Below are 15456 nucleotides of genomic sequence, written 5' to 3' on the forward strand. Positions count from 1 at the left end.
GGCGAGGTCGGCCCGCCCCGGTCCACGGGCGTCCGGAGCAGGCCGGGCCGGCCCGTATGCTGTGTCCGTGGTGTCGTGGTGGAACCGGAAGCGCGCTGCGCAGCTCGCCGCCGCGTGGCTCGCGTCGCGCAACCCGCGCGGCGCCTCGCCAGTCGAGCGGCTGCAGCTCGACGACGTCAGCCCCGAGCTCGACGTCTTCCTCGGGCAGGCCGCGTACCTGCAGCTCTCGCTGTACGAGACGATGGGCCGTGCCGGTGCCGCTGCGCCGACGATGTCCGGTCGCCTGGTGACCGGCGTGCTCGCCACGGCCGCCCTGGACCGGCACCGTACCCTCGTCGCCGAGATCGAGCGGTCCGGCGGTGACCCGGCTGCCCTGATGGAGCCGCACCGCGCCGCGATCGACCGCTTCCTGCTCCGCACGAGCGGCGCGGACTGGTACGAGTCGATGCTCACCGGGTACGTGACCGCGGGCATCCTCAACGACCTGTTCAGCAGCCTGCTCCGCTCCCTGCCCCTGGACGTGCGGCAGCGCCTGCGCTCCGTGTACGACGGGCGTGAGGAGCGCGCGGTCGTCGACGAGCTCGCGGCGCACATCGAGCAGGACCCGCGCGTCGGCTCGCGGCTCGCGATGTGGGGGCGTCGTCTGGTCGGCGACACGCTGCTCGTGGCTCGGTCGGCACTCGCGTCGCACGCCCGGCAGGACCAGGCCCGGCTCGAGCCGGTGTGGACCGAGCTCATCGCGGCGCACACACGCCGGATGGACGCGCTCGGGCTGACGGCCTAGTCGTCGGCCACCGCCGGCCTGGTCGGCCGCTGCGTCGGCGCGTTCAGGCCTTGGCGTGCTCGAAGTACGTGTCGTCGGCTGCGGAGCGGCGCCGGCCGAGCACCCACTCGGCCACGACGGCCACGAGCAGCGCACCGACGAGCGCGACGACCCAGATCCAGGTGCCGTCGTAGCGCCAGCCGGCCCAGGTCAGGGCTTCCCAGACGACCGCGGCCACGACGCCGCCGACGACCGGGCCGAGCAGCACGCCGCGCGTCGACCGCCACGGCACCACGACGTGCGCGACGGCCCCGAGGATGAGGCCGCCGAGCACGGCGAAGAGCAGCTCCACGTCAGGCGACGAAGCCGATGCGGCGCGACTCCTCGGCGCCGACCTCGACGTAGGCCAGCGAGGCGACCGGCACGATGAAGCGACGGCCCTTCTCGTCCTTCAGCGACAGGTGGGTCGACTGCGACTCCAGGGCCTGTGCGACGGCCTGCTCGATCTCCTCGGCGGTCTGGGCGGTCTCGAACGCGATCTCGCGCGGGCTGTTGATGATGCCGATCTTGATGTCCACGTGCTCAGCGTACCCATGCGTCCCCCGGCCGGATCGACCGTTCGCCGCGGGCGCACGCGTTGGCGCGGGACCGTGGCTGTCGGCCGTGCTCGGTAGCGTGTGGCCGTGCCCCGGACCCTGCTGACGACCACGCCCGACGACACCGACGTCGTCCGGCCGCTCGGGGCGGACCCGGCGCAGGACGCCGTCCTCGCGCTGCCGGACGGGGCCCACGCCGCGGTCCTCGGTGCGCCGGGGACCGGGAAGACCACGACGCTCGCCCGACTCGTCGCCCGGCGCATGAACCGGTCGGACGCGGTCTCGTCGGACGGCCACGCCACGGTCGTCGCACTGACGTCGGCGCGCACCGCCGCCACGGCCCTGCGGGACCGACTGGCCGCCACGGTCGACCGGGTGGTCCCCGGTGCCCTCGCGCGCACGGTGAACTCGCTCGCCTTCCAGGTCGTCGCGCACGCGGCCGCCGCCCAGGGTCAGGACGCGCCGACGCTCCTGACCGGTGGCGAGCAGGACCGGATCATCGGTGACCTGCTCGCCGGGCACGACGCTGACGGCACCGGGCCCGCGTGGCCGGAGCCGATCACCGCGGTCGTCCGCGAGCGCGCCGGGTTCCGGACGGCGCTCCGGGACGTCATGATGCGTGCGGTGGCGGCCGGCATCGAGCCCGAGGACATGCGGGAGCTCGGGGACGAGGCAGGACGACCCGAGTGGCGTGCGGTCGGGGACTTCGTCGACGAGTACCGCGCGGCGCTCACCGCGTTCCGCTCGACCTCGCTCGACGCGGCGGAGCTCGTCGCGTACGCCACCGCCGCGGTGCTCCGCGGGCAGGTCCCACCGAGCGTCGCGGCACTGCGGCTCGTGGTGGTGGACGACACCCAGGAGCTGGTCGAGGGCGAGGTCGCACTGCTCGGCGCGCTCGCCCGGTCCGGCACGCAGGTCGTCGCGTTCGGCGACCCGGACATCGCGTCCTCGGCGTTCCGCGGAGCCGAACCGGACGTGCTCGGTCGGCTCGCGGTGCGCCTCGGTGTGCCGCGGGTCGAGGAGATCGTCCTCGGGACCGTGCACCGGCACCCGGCTCCGATCCGCGAGCTCGTCGGCGCCGTGACGGGCCGCATCGGCGCCGCGGCGGCCGGTCGCCAGCGGACGGCCGCCGCGTCGACCACCGACGCCCGCTCCGACGCGGTGCTGCACCTCGAGGCGGGCAGCCGGTCGGCGCTCGTCGTCGCCGTGGCCCGACGCCTCCGTGAACACCGCCTGCTCGACGGGGTGCCGTGGCACCGGATGGCCGTCGTCACCCGCAGCGGTGCGGCGATCCCCGAGCTCGTCCGTGCGCTCTCCGTCGCCGAGGTCCCCGCCACCGCCGGTGCCGCTCCGGTCCGACCCCGCGACGACTCCGCCGCACGTGCGCTCCTCGACGCTGCCGCGGTGTCGCTCGACGTCCTGCCGCTCGACGCCGACCTGGCCACCGCGTTCGCCACGGGACCGCTCGGCGGACTCGACACCCTCGCGATGCGCCGACTCCGACTCGCCCTGCGCCGCGAGGAACTCGCCGGTGGCGGGACCCGGACGGCGGACGAGCTCCTCGTCGAGGCGCTCGGGGCGCCGGAACGGCTCGCGACCGTCGACGCCGGGTTCGCCCGTCGCGCCACCCGTCTGGCCCGCAGCCTGGTGCAGGCGCGTGCCGACGCGGACGGCGGGGCGAGCATCGAGGAGATCCTCTGGGGACTGTGGGAGCGCAGCGGGCTGGCCGGGGTCTGGGGAGGACAGTCGGCGGCGGGCGGTGTCGGTGCGGCCGAGGCCGACCGGCACCTGGATGCCGTGGTCGGGCTCTTCACCGCCGCGAAACGCTTCGTCGAGCGGACGCCGGACGCTCCGGCACGCGTCTTCGTCGACGACCTGCTCGGGGCGGACCTGCCCGAGGACTCGATCGGACCCGACCGGACCGCTGGGCGGGTCCGCGTGCTGACCCCGTCCGCGACGATCGGGCTCGAGTGCGACGTCGTGGTGGTCCTCGGGCTGCAGGACGGCGTCTGGCCGAACACCCGCGTCCGGGGCAGCCTGCTCGACCCGGACGGGCTCGTGCGCGCCGCGAACGGGATCGCGCACGGTCCCGTCGACGACCGTGCCGCCGTGGTCGCCGACGAGCTGCGGCTCTTCGCCCGTGCGGTGTCCCGCGCCACCACCCAGGTCGTCGTCGGCACGGTCGCGAACGACGACGAGGCGCCGTCGCCCTTCGTCCGGCTCGTCCCGGTGCCGCCCGACCGCCAGCCCGCCGCGCACCCGCTCTCGCTCCGCGGGCTCGCCGGGTCGCTGCGGCGCCGGGTCGTGACGACCGGCGATCCCGAAGCGGCGTCGGCCCTCGCCCGGCTCGCCGAGGCCGAGGTGCCGGGCGCCTCGCCGGACGACTGGTACGGACTCGCCGAGCCCACGACCGACGACCCCCTCGTCGACCTCGACGCCCCGCCGGCACCCCTGCACGAGGGCGGCGAGCCGGTCGCACCGGCGGTCTCCGTGTCGCCGTCGCGGATCGGCACGTTCGAGGAGTGCCCGGTGCACTGGTTCGTGCAGACCTTCGGCGGTGGCGCTCCGAGTCCGGCGATGGGCATCGGCACGATCGTGCACGAGACGATGGAGCACGCGACCGACGTCGACGTCGAGTCCCTGTGGGCACGGGTCGAGGCGCGGTGGGGCGAGCTGACCTTCGAGTCGCCGTGGGTCGCCGACCGCGAGCGGGCCCGGACCCGTCGGATGATCGAGGGCCTCAGCGACTACCTCCGGACCTTCGCCGGGGCGGGGCGTCGACTGCTCGGCGCGGAGACGTCCTTCGCGCTCGAGACCGGCCCGGCGCGGCTGCGGGGGAGCATCGACCGGATCGAGGTCGACCCGGACGGGCGCGTCAGCGTCGTGGACCTGAAGACCGGCCGCTCGATGCCGAGCGAGAAGAACGACATGCCCGCGCACCCGCAGCTCGGCGCGTACCAGCTCGCGGTCGAGGACGGTGCGGTCGAGGGTGTCCCGGCCGGGTCCTCGATGGCCGATGCACGGCTCGTGTTCGTGCAGAACCCGCGGAGCGGCTCGGCCTACTCGGAGCGCACGCAGCACGCGTTCGACGACGAGGCGCGTGCGGCGTACCGGGAGCGGCTGCACGAGGTCGCCCGGGGCATGGCCGGCCGGACGTTCTTGGCGCGCGTCGACGACCACTGCGCCAAGGCCCGGACCGGGGTCGAGTGCCGGATCCACGTGGTGGGGGAGGTCACCTGGTGACGACGGACACGAGCGGGACGACGGACACGAGCGGCGCTGGGGCGCGTCCCACCGTCGACGCGCCCCTGACGCCCCAGCGCGACGCGGACGCCGTCGCCGACGCCCTCGGACGCCCCCGTCCGACCGCCCAGCAGCGCGCCGTCATCGAGTCCCCGCTCGCACCGGCGCTCGTCGTGGCCGGTGCCGGCAGCGGCAAGACCGAGACGATGGCGTCGCGCGTCGTGTGGCTCCTCGCGAACGGGTACGTCCGACCGGGCGAGATCCTCGGACTGACCTTCACCCGCAAGGCCGCCGGCGAGCTCTCGGTCCGGATCAACGACCGGATCCGTGCGCTCGAGGACATCGGACTGCTGGACGCCGGCGACGCGTTCGAGGCGCCGACCGTGTCGACCTACAACGCCTTCGCCAACGCGGTGTTCCGCGAGAACGCCCTGCTCGTGGGGCGGGACGGCGAGTCACAGGTGCTCACGGAGCCGTCCGCCTGGCAGCTCGCGCGCCGGGTCGTCGTGGCCGCCCGGGACGACCGGCTGGCCGGGCTCGACCGCGACGTCGACACCGTCACGGCCGCCGTCGTCGCCCTCGCCGGTGCCGTGTCCGAGCACCTGGTCGACCCGGACCGGCTCCGTCGCTTCGCCGTCGACTTCGGCGCCCTGCTCGAGCTGCCGGGCAACAACCGCGGCAACCCGTACAAGGCGGTCACCGACGCGGTGCGCGCCGTCGGGGCCCTCGAGCCGCTCGTCGAGCTCGTCGAGGAGTTCCGGCGGCAGAAGGTCGACCGCGGCTTCGTCGAGTTCTCCGACCAGATCGCGCTCGCCCTCGCGGCCGCCGAGTCCGCCCCCCGCGTGGTCGAGGACCTGCGCACCCGGTTCCGCGTCGTCCTGCTCGACGAGTACCAGGACACCTCGGTGGTGCAGACGCGCTTCCTCGCCCGGCTGTTCCGGGGCCACCCGGTGATGGCGGTCGGCGACCCGCACCAGTCGATCTACGGCTTCCGCGGTGCGAGCGCGGCGAACCTCGCGCGCTTCCCGCGGGACTTCGGCGACGGTGACACCGTCCCCGTCACGTTCGCGCTGTCGACGAGCTGGCGGAACCCGGTGGACGTGCTGGCCGGGGCGAACGCCGTCGTCGGGCCGCTGTCCGACGCGTCCGAGGTCGCCGTCGAGCGCCTCGCCCCGCGACCCGGTGCGGACGCGGGCACCGTCGACGTGGCCTTCCCGGAGACCCTGCCGGAGGAAGCCGACGCCGTCGCCCGGTGGTTCGCCGCACGCCGCGCGGCCGACCCCGCCGGCTCGATGGCGCTCCTCCTGCGCTCACGGAAGGACCTGTCCGCGTTCACCGGCGCCCTGGCCGACCACCGCGTCCCGTTCCACGTGCTCGGCACCGGCGGACTCCTCCAGCGGCCGGAGATCGTCGACCTGGTCGCCTGCCTGCGGGTGCTGCACGACCCGGCCGCCGGGAACGACCTCATCCGCCTGCTCGTCGGTGCCCGGTGGCGTGTCGGTGCCGCGGACGTCAAGGAGCTGCACGGTCTCGCGCGCTGGCTGTTCAGCCGCGACCACACCCACCAGCGACTCGACGACGACGTGACGGCGGCCTTCCGGGCGTCGGTCGCGGTCGGCGAGCACGGGTCGATCGTCGACGCCCTGGACTTCGTCGCCACCGCCCCGGACGAGCACGGCGCGCTCGCCGCGATCAGTCCGGCGGGCCGGGCCCGGATGCGCGCGCTCGGGCAGCAGCTCGCCGCACTGCGCGCCCGGGCCGCAGGCGACCTGGTCGACTTCGTCACGCTCGTCGTGCAGGAGATGCAGCTCGACGTCGAGGTCGCGGCGCACGAGCAGGGGAGCGGCGCGTTCCTGGACGCCTTCGTCGACGAGCTCGCCGGCTTCGTGACGACCGACGACCGCGCCGACCTCGGGGCGTTCCTCGGGTGGATCGACGCGGCCGCGCGGCGCGACGACATGGGGCCGCGGTCCGAGGAGCCCGAGGCCGGCACGGTCCAGATCCTGACGATCCACGGCTCGAAGGGCCTGGAGTGGGACGCGGTCGCCGTGCCCCGGCTCGTCGAGGGCGCGCTGCCGGCCCGGCCGCAGGAGGGATCATCCGGCTGGCTCGGCTTCGGACGCCTGCCGTACGAGTTCCGCGGCGACGCCGAGGAACTCCCGCGGCTCGACTGGCGGGGACGCGCGTCCCAGAAGGAGGTCGTCGACGCGATCGACGCCTACCGCGAGCAGGTCGCTGCACGCAACGAGGACGAGGAGCGCCGGCTCACCTACGTCGCACTCACGCGGGCTCGGCACGACCTGCTCGTGTCGGGCTCGTTCTGGGCCGGCGGTGTCCGGCCGACGGAGCCGAGTCGGTACCTGCGCGACCTGGTCGAGGCCGGGGTCGTCGACGCCGACGCGGTCCCGGACGGCACGGTGCACGATGAGGACCCGCTCGGTACCGACGGCGCGGTCCAGTCCTGGCCGCACGCCCCGTTCGGTTCCCGGGGGACGCGGGTCCTCGCTGCGGCCGAACGGGTCCGGAACGCCAACCCGGGAGCGGCCGGCCGCTTCGCCGCGGACATCGACCTGCTGCTGGCCGAACGCCAGGCCCAGCGGTCCGCCCGGCACACGGTCGCGATCCCGCACCGCGTGCCGGCCTCGGGCTTCAAGGACTACCTCGCGCAGCCGGACCGCGTCGCGGAGCGGCTGCGACGACCGATGCCGGAGCGGCCCTACCGGGCGACCCGCCTGGGGACGCTCTTCCACCAGTGGGTGGAGCAGCGCGTGGCCCGCGGCGGATCGCTCGAGACGCTCGACGCCTGGGACGGCGAGCTCGACCTCGATCCCGACGAGCTCGGAGCGGCCGACGCGGACGCGGCGGTGACCGACGACGACGCCCGCCGACTCGCCACGTTCCAGGAGACGTTCTCCCGGTCCCGCTGGGCGGACCGCGTGCCCGTCGAGGTCGAGCGCGAGATCCACATCCCGTTCCTCGGGCACAGCGTCGTCTGCAAGCTCGACGCGGTGTTCGAGATCGACGGGCGCGCCGAGGTCGTCGACTGGAAGACGGGGAAGGCGCCGTCCGGCGCCGACGACCTCGCGGCACGGCAGCTGCAGCTCGCGCTCTACCGTGTCGCCTACGCCGAGTTCACGGGGCGGCCGGTCGACGAGGTCGACGCGGTCTTCTACTTCGTCGCGGACGACCTCGAGGTGCGGCCGACCGACCTGCTGGACCGGGACGGGCTCGAGCGCGCCTGGCGCGCGGCGCTCGGCTGATCCGGGCGCGACCCGCTGACGGACTGGAGGATCGTGGCGGCGCCGCCCCGCGCCTCCAGTCCGTCAGCCGGTCGGGCCGTCAGCCGGTCTGTCCGTCAGATGGCCTGTCCGTCAGGCGGTCGGTCGCGTCAGCCGTGTCGGCGCTCGGTGGAGGAGAGCAGCTGCTCGACCTCGCCGATCTCCATCGTGTCCGGCGAGACCGACTGGAGCGGTGCCGCGCTCGGCGTCTGCACCGCGTCGACCAGGCGGTGCATCATCGCTACCGCGTCGTCGACGACCTCGGTGCTCTTCGCCTGGACCCCGTGCAGCAGCCACTGCGCCGTCTCGAGCTCGTGGTACACCCGAGCGCGCTGCGCGAGCTGGCGGTCCCGACCGCCACCCGCTGCCTGGTAGGCGGCGAGCACGGTGTCGAACGCGTCCGCCCGTCCGGCGAGCACCCACGCGAGGTCCTTCGCCGGGTCGCCGAGCCGGAGCTCGCCCCAGTCGAGCATGCCCGTGACGGTGTCGCCGTCGACGAGCAGGACACCGGTGCCGAGGGCGCCGTGCACCACGGTCGGCGTGAACTGCCACAGCTGCTGGTCGCGGGCCGCGCCCTCCCAACGCTCCTTGAGCGCCGCCGGGACGAGCTTGGTCGCGACCGCGCGGTCCATCACGGAGACGGCCGAGCGCAGGACTTCGAACGGGGTGAGCGACGGCAGACCCGCGTCGGTGACGAAGCTCGTGGGCAGCAGGTGCACCGCGGCGACGGCGCGACCGACCGACGCGGCGAGCTCCGGGCGTTGGCCGAGGTCACGGAGCGCGGGGTGGGTCCCGGGCACGTACGACGTGACGATCGCGCGGGTCGAGCCGATCGGAGCCTGGCCGCGGTACTCGGCGACGGCGAAGGGCAGTCGCGTCCGGATGCCGGCGCTGAGCGCGCGGATCGCGACGAGGTCGGCGGACTGACGCGCTTCGGCCCGCTGGTTGCGCGGACGCCGGATCGCGGACAGGGTGCCGTCCGCCTCGCGCAGCACGGCGGACTCGAAGTCACCGGACGCGGCGGAACCGAGCGGACGTGTGCCCGTCACGAGCAGGCCGGACACGGCCGTCGTCGCCAACGCGGCTAGAGTGAACTGGGATCCCGCCATGCCCCTCAGGGTAGGTCCGCGGTCGACGTGCGAGCGTGCGCCACGCTGGCCTGTGGAACCCCGGGGACGCTCCACAGGCTCCCGCCGAGAAGACCACGCCGACCCGAGGAGCCCTCCGCCGTGACCGTCGAGTTCGCCGCCAGACTGCCGCTGTCCCGCAACGAACTCGACCGCGATGCGGAGTTCCGGACCACGCCCGACCTCGACCGCGTCCTGCGCGACGACCCGGCGACCCGCTGGCTGCCCGTGCACCGGGGCGAGCTCCTGCGCGAGACCGACGGCGCGCTGCGGTTCGTGCGGGCCGAGGCGGTGCCCGAGGACGCGGTGACGCTGTACCTGGGGCGGGCCGTCGTGGACGCTCCCGACGCTCCCGCGGGCACACGCTTCGTCGCCGTGCTCGTCGACGACCGGACCGCGACCGCGATCGAGCCGGACGACGACGCCTGGGTCAGCCTGCGCATGTTCGGCACCGAGCTGTCCGCCCGCGACCAGGGTCTCGCGGTCGAGGCGGTGGCGATGGCGAACTGGCACGCGGTGCACGGGTTCTCGCCGCGCACCGGCTCCGCGACCGAGGTCGTCACGGGGGGCTGGGTCCGCCGCGACCCCGAGGGGCACGAGCACTTCCCGCGCACCGACGCCGCGATCATCGTCGGGGTCACGGACGCCGACGACCGGATCCTGCTCGGCTCGAACGCCGCGTGGGACGCCGACCGCTACTCGCTGCTCGCCGGGTTCGTGGAGCCGGGGGAGTCGCTCGAGGACGCCGTCCGCCGCGAGGTCTGGGAGGAGTCCGGTGTCCGGGTCGAGGAGCCCGAGTACCTCGGTTCGCAGCCCTGGCCGTTCCCGGCTTCCCTGATGGTCGGGTTCCGTGCCCGGGCCGTGGACGGTGACCCGTCGACCGCGCGTCCCGACGGTGTCGAGATCCTGGACGTGCGGTGGTTCTCGCGCGACGATGTCCGCGAGCGCGCCGGGGACACCCTGCTGCTGCCGGGGCGGACGTCGATCGCCCGCGCCATCATCGAGGAGTGGTACGGCGAGCCGCTCGACCTGCCGTGAGCGGGTCCCGTCGGTGCGGGGCGGCTCTTCCGTGAGCGGGGCTCCGTCGTGAGCGCCGACCCGCGCGTCGCCGTGGACGGGGTCCGACCGCCGTCACCGGACGAGCTCCTCGCCGCCCTCGACACCGAGCAGCGGACCGTCGCCCGGACGCTCCTCGGCCCGGTCGCCGTCCTCGCGGGTGCCGGCACCGGGAAGACCCGCGCCATCACCCACCGGATCGCCTACGGCGTCGCCACCGGGACGTACTCGCCGAGCCACGTCCTCGCGCTGACCTTCACCACGCGTGCCGCCGGCGAGCTGCGGTCGCGGCTCCGGGCCCTCGGCGCCGGGGCGGTGCAGGCGCGGACGTTCCACGCCGCCGCGATGGCGCAGCTCAGCTACTTCTGGCCGGACACCATCGGCGGGCACGCCCCCCGGATCGTCGAGTCCAAGGGGCGGGTGATCGCGCACGCCGCCGACACCGTCGGCCTGCACGTGGACACCCCGGTGCTCCGCGACCTGGCCGCCGAGGTCGAGTGGCGCAAGGTCCAGATGCTGTCCTACGACGAGTACGAGGCCGCCGCCGCGGACCGTGTGATGCCCCGTGACACGACTCCGCGCCGGGTCGTCGACCTGATGCGCGCCTACGAGCAGCTCAAGGACGACCGCCGCCAGCTGGACTTCGAGGACGTCCTGCTCGCGACGCTCGGCATGGTCGAGTCCGAGCCGCGGGTGGCGTCGTACGTGCGGCAGCAGTACCGGTTCTTCGTCGTCGACGAGTACCAGGACGTCTCGCCCGTGCAGCACGACCTGCTCCGGGCGTGGCTCGGCGGTCGGGACGACGTCTGCGTGGTCGGTGACGCCAGCCAGACGATCTACTCGTTCGCGGGCGCGTCGAGCCGCTACCTGCTCGGCTTCGGCTCCGAGTTCCCACGGGGCTCGATCGTGCGCCTCGAGCGGAACTACCGCTCCACGCCCGAGGTCGTGCAGGCGGCCAACACCCTGATGCGCGGGCAACCGGGTGCCCTGGACCTCGTCGCGCAGACCACCGAGTCCGGACCGGCACCGGGGGTGCTCGCGTGCGTGCACGACGGCGACGAGGCGCAGACCGTGGCCCGCCGCATCGCCGAGACGGTCGCCGCCGGCGCGTCCTTCGGGGACTGCGCCGTGCTCTACCGCGTCGGGGCGCAGGCCGCCGCACTCGAGTCGGCGCTCGGCCGCGCCGGCATCCCGTACCGCGTGCAGGGCGGCACACGGTTCTTCGACCGGCCTGAGGTCAAGCTCGCCGTGCACCACATGCGCGGCGAGGCCGTCCGCCGGACCGACGACGAGCTGACCCGTCGCGTGGGGCTCGTCCTGCAGCTGAGCGGATGGACGCCGACCGCACCGGAGGGCTCCGGAGCCGTGCGCGACCAGTGGGAGGCGCTGCAGGCGATCATGACCCTGGCCGAGGAAGCGCCGGCCGGCACGACCATGCAGCAGTTCACCCAGGACCTGGTCGACCGTGCCGCGACCCACCACGAGCCCGAGCTCGACGCCGTCACCCTGGCGACCCTGCACTCGTCGAAGGGCTTGGAGTGGCCCCACGTCGTCGTGGTCGGCGCCGCCGAGGGGCTGCTGCCGATCTCGCACGCCACGACCGACGACGAGGTCGAGGAAGAACGTCGGCTGTTCTACGTCGGTCTGACCCGTGCGCGCCGGTCCGTCACGGTGACGTGGTCCCGGCAGGGCTCCACGCGTGCCGGAGCCCGGGCGCCGAGTCGGTTCCTGGCAGCGCTCGACACGCGCAGCGAGGGTGCGGCGCCACCGGCTGCACGCTGACCGACAGGTCGTCCCGGTCGAACACCACCTGGTCCGCCCGGGGGTGCTGCGTCGTCGACGGTAGGCGCTGCACGAGCATCCGCGTCGCCGCCGCGGCCACCGCCGCCGTGCGCCAGGGGGAGAGCGGCGCTGCCGGACGCCCCCAGACCTGTGCGGCCACGGCTGCCCAGGCCGGGTCGGCGTCGACGCGGGCGTACTCGACGCACTGCAGACACGGCCCGGTGCCGGGCACCACGAACGGCCCGAGCCGGACCCGTCCGTCGCCGACCACGAGCGCGAGGTGCGGCGTGCCCCGTCGGGTCCACGCCGCGCGGAGTGCCGGGTCGACGACGTGGTCGGCCACGACCAGGGCCAGCCGGGGCTCCGGCTCGGGGAAGGACACCGGCCCGCCGAGCGGCGCCGTGGTCCGGACGACGGTCACGCCCTCGCCGAGGAGCATCTCCGCGACGGTGTCGGCGAGCGGACCGGCGCCGTGCACCTCGACCCGGGCGAGGGGCTCCGGGAGCACGTCGACGACAGCGGGCGAGGCCGTCCCGAGCACCCGCGCCGCGACCTCGGGTCGGCAGCCGACCGTCCGGGCGAGCGCGGCCAGGGCGTCACGCGCGGTCTCGCGGCGCAGCGCGCTCAGGAACCGTTCCTCGGCCGTGGTCGGCACGGGGACCACGGCGCGCGGCGGGTCGACCCCGAGCTGGACGGTCGCCGGGTCACGCCAGACGAACTCGAGGGTCGGGTCGATGCGGATGCCCATGCCCCGACGATGACGGACCCGCCACCCCGGTGGGGGCGACGGGTCCGATCTGTGGAGAAGTCGGGGTCAGCGGGACGGGGTATCCCCGTCGGACGTCGGGGGCTCGTCGACCCCGCCCTGCTCGTCCTCGTGCGGGCGGTCGCCCGTCGAGTCCGCCAGCAGGTCGGCGAGGGCCTTGTCGAACGCGTCGTCCTCGGCCGAGCGACCCGGGTTCCGGAGCCGGAGCACGAACGCCTCCGGGTCGTCCACGTCCTCGGAGGTCGGGACGGCGTCGAAGTGCGCCCAGAGCGCGTCGCGGTCCTCGGCGCCGAGTTCCTCGGTCACGCGCTGCCACAGCGCCGCGGCCTCGCGCAGTCGGCGGGGCCGGAGCTCCAGGCCGACGAGCGTGGCGAACGCGGACTCCGCCGGGCCACCCGAAGCACGACGGCGGCGGACCATCTCGGCGATCGCGCCGGCGCGCGGCAGCCGGACGGTCGCGGCCGCGGTGACGGTGTCGACCCAGCCCTCGACGAGCGCGAGCATGGTCTCGAGCCGGGCAAGCGCCGCCTCCTGCTCGGGAGTGCGCGGCGGGATGAGGGCGCCGGACGCGAGCGCGTCGCGGAGCTGCTCCTGGTTCGTGGGGTCGATCTCGGACGCGAGTTCCTCGACGCGGTCGAACGGGATGTGGATGCCCCGCGCGTAGTCGGTGATCGACGTGATGATGTGCAGCCGGAGCCAGCGGGCCGACCGGAACAGCCGCGCGTGGGCGAGCTCCCGCACCGCGAGGTAGATCCGGACCTCCTCCTCGGGGACGTCCAGGCCCTCGGCGAACTCGGCCACGTTCTGCGGCAGGAGCGCGGCGACCTGCTCGTCGAGGAGCGGCACGCCGACGTCGCCACCGGACACGACCTCCTTCGAGAGCTGCCCGACGACCTGCCCGAGCTGGATCGCGAACAGGGCCCCGCCCACGCCGCGCATGGCCTTCGAGACGTCCCCGAGCATCGCCTTGAGCTGCTCGGGTGCGCGCTGCTCGATGGCCTCGGTCAGGGCGTTCGCGATGCTCAGCGCGACCGGCTCGGCGATCTGCGCCCACACCGGGGTCGTCGCGGTCGCCCACTGCTCGCGCGTGAACGTGCTCGGCGTCGCGGTGAGCTCGGGGACCGAGGTCGCCTCGTCCAGCCACAGGGCCGCGACCTGGAACGCCTGGTCCGTCGCCTGCGCGGTGGCGGGGTCGACGGGGTGCTGGCCGTCGCGGGCGATGGCGGTCGCCCGCTCCGCCGCGACCGTGAAGTCGATGCCGTCGCCGCCGGACTGCGCCGCGCGCTGCAGCTGGCCCATCAGGTTCGCGACGAACGCCGGGTCGTTCGGCAGCCCCGCGGCGCCCGCGAGCTGCGACGGGTCGATCTGTCCCTCTCCGGAGAGCAGCTTGCGCAGCATCTCCTGGAAGTCGTCGTCCGGCCCCGGCTGCGGTTGATCAGGCATGCCGACTACGCTAACCGCTGCTCACGGGCCCGCGCCTGGGATGCTCCCGTGGGGACGCCCGGACCGCTGCGCCCACGGCGAACAGCCCGCCAGACGACGGGCGCACAGCCCGCCAGCAGGCGGCCGCACCCTGTGGAAGGACGTCCGTGACCCTCTTCGCCCCCGCTCCCCGCCGTCGCTCGCGCGCCCGGACCGTCGGGTGGGCGTTCGTCATCGGGGCCGTGGTGCTCGGACTCCTCGCGAGCTTCCTGCCGAGCCCGTACCTCATCGAGGTGCCCGGCCCGGTCTACAACACCATCGGCACCCAGCGGCAGGGGAGCGGCAAGGACGCGAAGGACGTCGAGCTCATCCAGATCGACGGCGCGGAGACGTACCCGACATCCGGTGCGCTCGACATGCTCACCGTCGGCATCCAGGGCGACGCCACGAACCGTCCGTCCTGGACGAGCGTCGTCCGCGCACTGTTCTCGCGGTCCGAGGCGGTCATCCCGGCCAGCGCGATCTACCCGGAGGGCACGACCACCCAGCAGGTGAACGAGCAGGACGCGGCGGACATGCAGTCCTCGCAGCAGTCGGCGGTCGCCGCGGCGCTCATCCACCAGGGCGAGGAGCTGCCCACGCGGCTCGAGGTCGGCTCCGTGCAGCCCGGGTCCGCGGCGGACGGCACCATCCGGAAGGGCGACGTCATCACGGCGTTCGACGGCGAGCAGCTCACCACGAACGTCGACGCCGGCACGCTGCGCGCCGCCGTGGCGAAGCACGGCACGTCCTCGCCCGCCACCGTGACGATCGAGCGGGACGGCGTGAGCCGCCAGGTCGAGGTCACCCCGCGCGACGAGCAGGGCACCGCACTCCTCGGCGTCGGCGTGACCGAACGCTACGACTTCCCGTTCCAGGTGAAGATCGCGCTGCAGGACGTCGGCGGGCCCTCGGCCGGCATGATGTTCGCGCTCGGGATCATCGACGAGCTCACCCCCGGCAAGCTCAACGGCGGGAAGCACGTCGCCGGCACCGGCACGATCACCGCGGACGGCGAGGTCGGCGCGATCGGCGGCATCCGCCAGAAGCTCTACGGCGCGAAGGACGCGGGGGCGACGGTCTTCCTCGCACCCGCCGACAACTGCGACGAGGTCGTCGGTCACGTCCCGGCCGGGCTCGACGTCTACAAGGTCGCGACGCTCGACCAGGCCGTCACGGACCTGCAGACCATCGCCTCCGGGAAGAGCACCGACGGCCTCGCACGCTGCGGTTCCTGACGGCACGGTCCCGACCCGGCCGCGCACGCCGCGACGTGCGCGCACGTCGCGATCCGTGCCTCCAGGCCGTCTGCCGGGAGGCACGGACCACCTTCCTGAGTTCCCGTACAGTTTCACTGTCGGTGGCGACCAATAGGATCGACGCA

General features: G+C 74.5%; 11 protein-coding genes. 6 read left to right on the forward strand and 5 right to left on the reverse strand.

All coding sequences use genetic code 11. From position 1 onward, the window contains the following. Positions 1-67 precede the first annotated feature (67 nt). Positions 68-784, forward strand: a complete 717-nt coding sequence (locus FB462_RS05390) for a ferritin-like fold-containing protein (RefSeq protein ID WP_229666750.1) — start codon at positions 68-70, stop codon at positions 782-784. 43 nt (positions 785-827) lie between these two features. On the opposite strand, the gene FB462_RS05395 is transcribed toward FB462_RS05390, so the two are convergent. Both FB462_RS05395 and FB462_RS05400 read right to left on the reverse strand, forming a co-directional pair. Further along, positions 828-1115, reverse strand: a complete 288-nt coding sequence (locus FB462_RS05395) for a hypothetical protein (protein WP_114848972.1) — start codon at positions 1113-1115, stop codon at positions 828-830. 1 nt (position 1116) lies between these two features. Beyond that, positions 1117-1341 carry a DUF3107 domain-containing protein gene (locus tag FB462_RS05400; RefSeq protein ID WP_058741489.1) on the reverse strand — a complete coding sequence of 75 codons (225 nt, stop codon included), beginning with the start codon at positions 1339-1341 and terminating at the stop codon, positions 1117-1119. A gap of 105 nt (positions 1342-1446) precedes the next feature. Here FB462_RS05400 and FB462_RS05405 point away from each other — a divergent pair, with 105 nt between their 5' ends. Next, complete coding sequence (locus FB462_RS05405; protein ID WP_167510022.1) at positions 1447-4602, forward strand: UrvD/REP family ATP-dependent DNA helicase; 3156 nt, start codon at positions 1447-1449, stop codon at positions 4600-4602. 65 nt (positions 4603-4667) lie between these two features. After that, positions 4668-7862 (forward strand): UvrD/REP family DEAD/DEAH box helicase, encoded by a 3195-nt coding sequence (locus FB462_RS05410; protein WP_425277725.1) that lies wholly within the window; start codon positions 4668-4670, stop codon positions 7860-7862. Positions 7863-7990: 128 nt separating this feature from the next. Here FB462_RS05410 and FB462_RS05415 read toward each other — a convergent pair whose 3' ends face one another. Next, the gene (locus FB462_RS05415; protein WP_141860601.1) at positions 7991-8989 is read right to left on the reverse strand and encodes a phosphotransferase; all 999 of its coding nucleotides are present in this window, start codon (positions 8987-8989) and stop codon (positions 7991-7993) included. Between the two features lie 120 nt (positions 8990-9109). Between FB462_RS05415 and nudC the strand changes: the two genes are divergently transcribed. Beyond that, positions 9110-10045: an NAD(+) diphosphatase gene (gene nudC / locus FB462_RS05420; RefSeq protein ID WP_141860603.1), complete on the forward strand. Its 936-nt coding sequence runs from the start codon at positions 9110-9112 to the stop codon at positions 10043-10045. Between the two features lie 48 nt (positions 10046-10093). Next, positions 10094-11845, forward strand: a complete 1752-nt coding sequence (locus FB462_RS05425) for an ATP-dependent helicase (RefSeq protein WP_114848977.1) — start codon at positions 10094-10096, stop codon at positions 11843-11845. Here the strand turns inward: FB462_RS05425 and FB462_RS05430 are convergent. Both FB462_RS05430 and FB462_RS05435 read right to left on the reverse strand, forming a co-directional pair. Next, positions 11730-12593: a TOMM precursor leader peptide-binding protein gene (locus FB462_RS05430; protein WP_114848978.1), complete on the reverse strand. Its 864-nt coding sequence runs from the start codon at positions 12591-12593 to the stop codon at positions 11730-11732. The two genes, FB462_RS05425 and FB462_RS05430, sit on opposite strands and share 116 nt — an antisense overlap. Positions 12594-12659: 66 nt before the next feature. Continuing rightward, positions 12660-14054, reverse strand: a complete 1395-nt coding sequence (locus FB462_RS05435; RefSeq protein WP_141860605.1) for a zinc-dependent metalloprotease — start codon at positions 14052-14054, stop codon at positions 12660-12662. A gap of 146 nt (positions 14055-14200) precedes the next feature. On the opposite strand from FB462_RS05435, the gene FB462_RS05440 reads away from it, so the two are divergent. Continuing rightward, positions 14201-15310 carry a YlbL family protein gene (locus tag FB462_RS05440; protein WP_141860607.1) on the forward strand — a complete coding sequence of 370 codons (1110 nt, stop codon included), beginning with the start codon at positions 14201-14203 and terminating at the stop codon, positions 15308-15310. Positions 15311-15456 lie beyond the last annotated feature (146 nt).

The organism is Curtobacterium citreum (assembly GCF_006715175.1).
GTDB lineage: Bacteria > Actinomycetota > Actinomycetes > Actinomycetales > Microbacteriaceae > Curtobacterium > Curtobacterium citreum.

Bases quoted from the DNA above. Each gene is read 5' to 3' on its own strand.
- FB462_RS05415 (WP_141860601.1), bottom strand. From the start codon at position 8,989: ATGGCGGGATCCCAGTTCACTCTAGCCGCGTTGGCGACGACGGCCGTG.
- FB462_RS05430 (WP_114848978.1), bottom strand. From the start codon at position 12,593: ATGGGCATCCGCATCGACCCGACCCTCGAGTTCGTCTGGCGTGACCCG.
- FB462_RS05435 (WP_141860605.1), bottom strand. From the start codon at position 14,054: ATGCCTGATCAACCGCAGCCGGGGCCGGACGACGACTTCCAGGAGATG.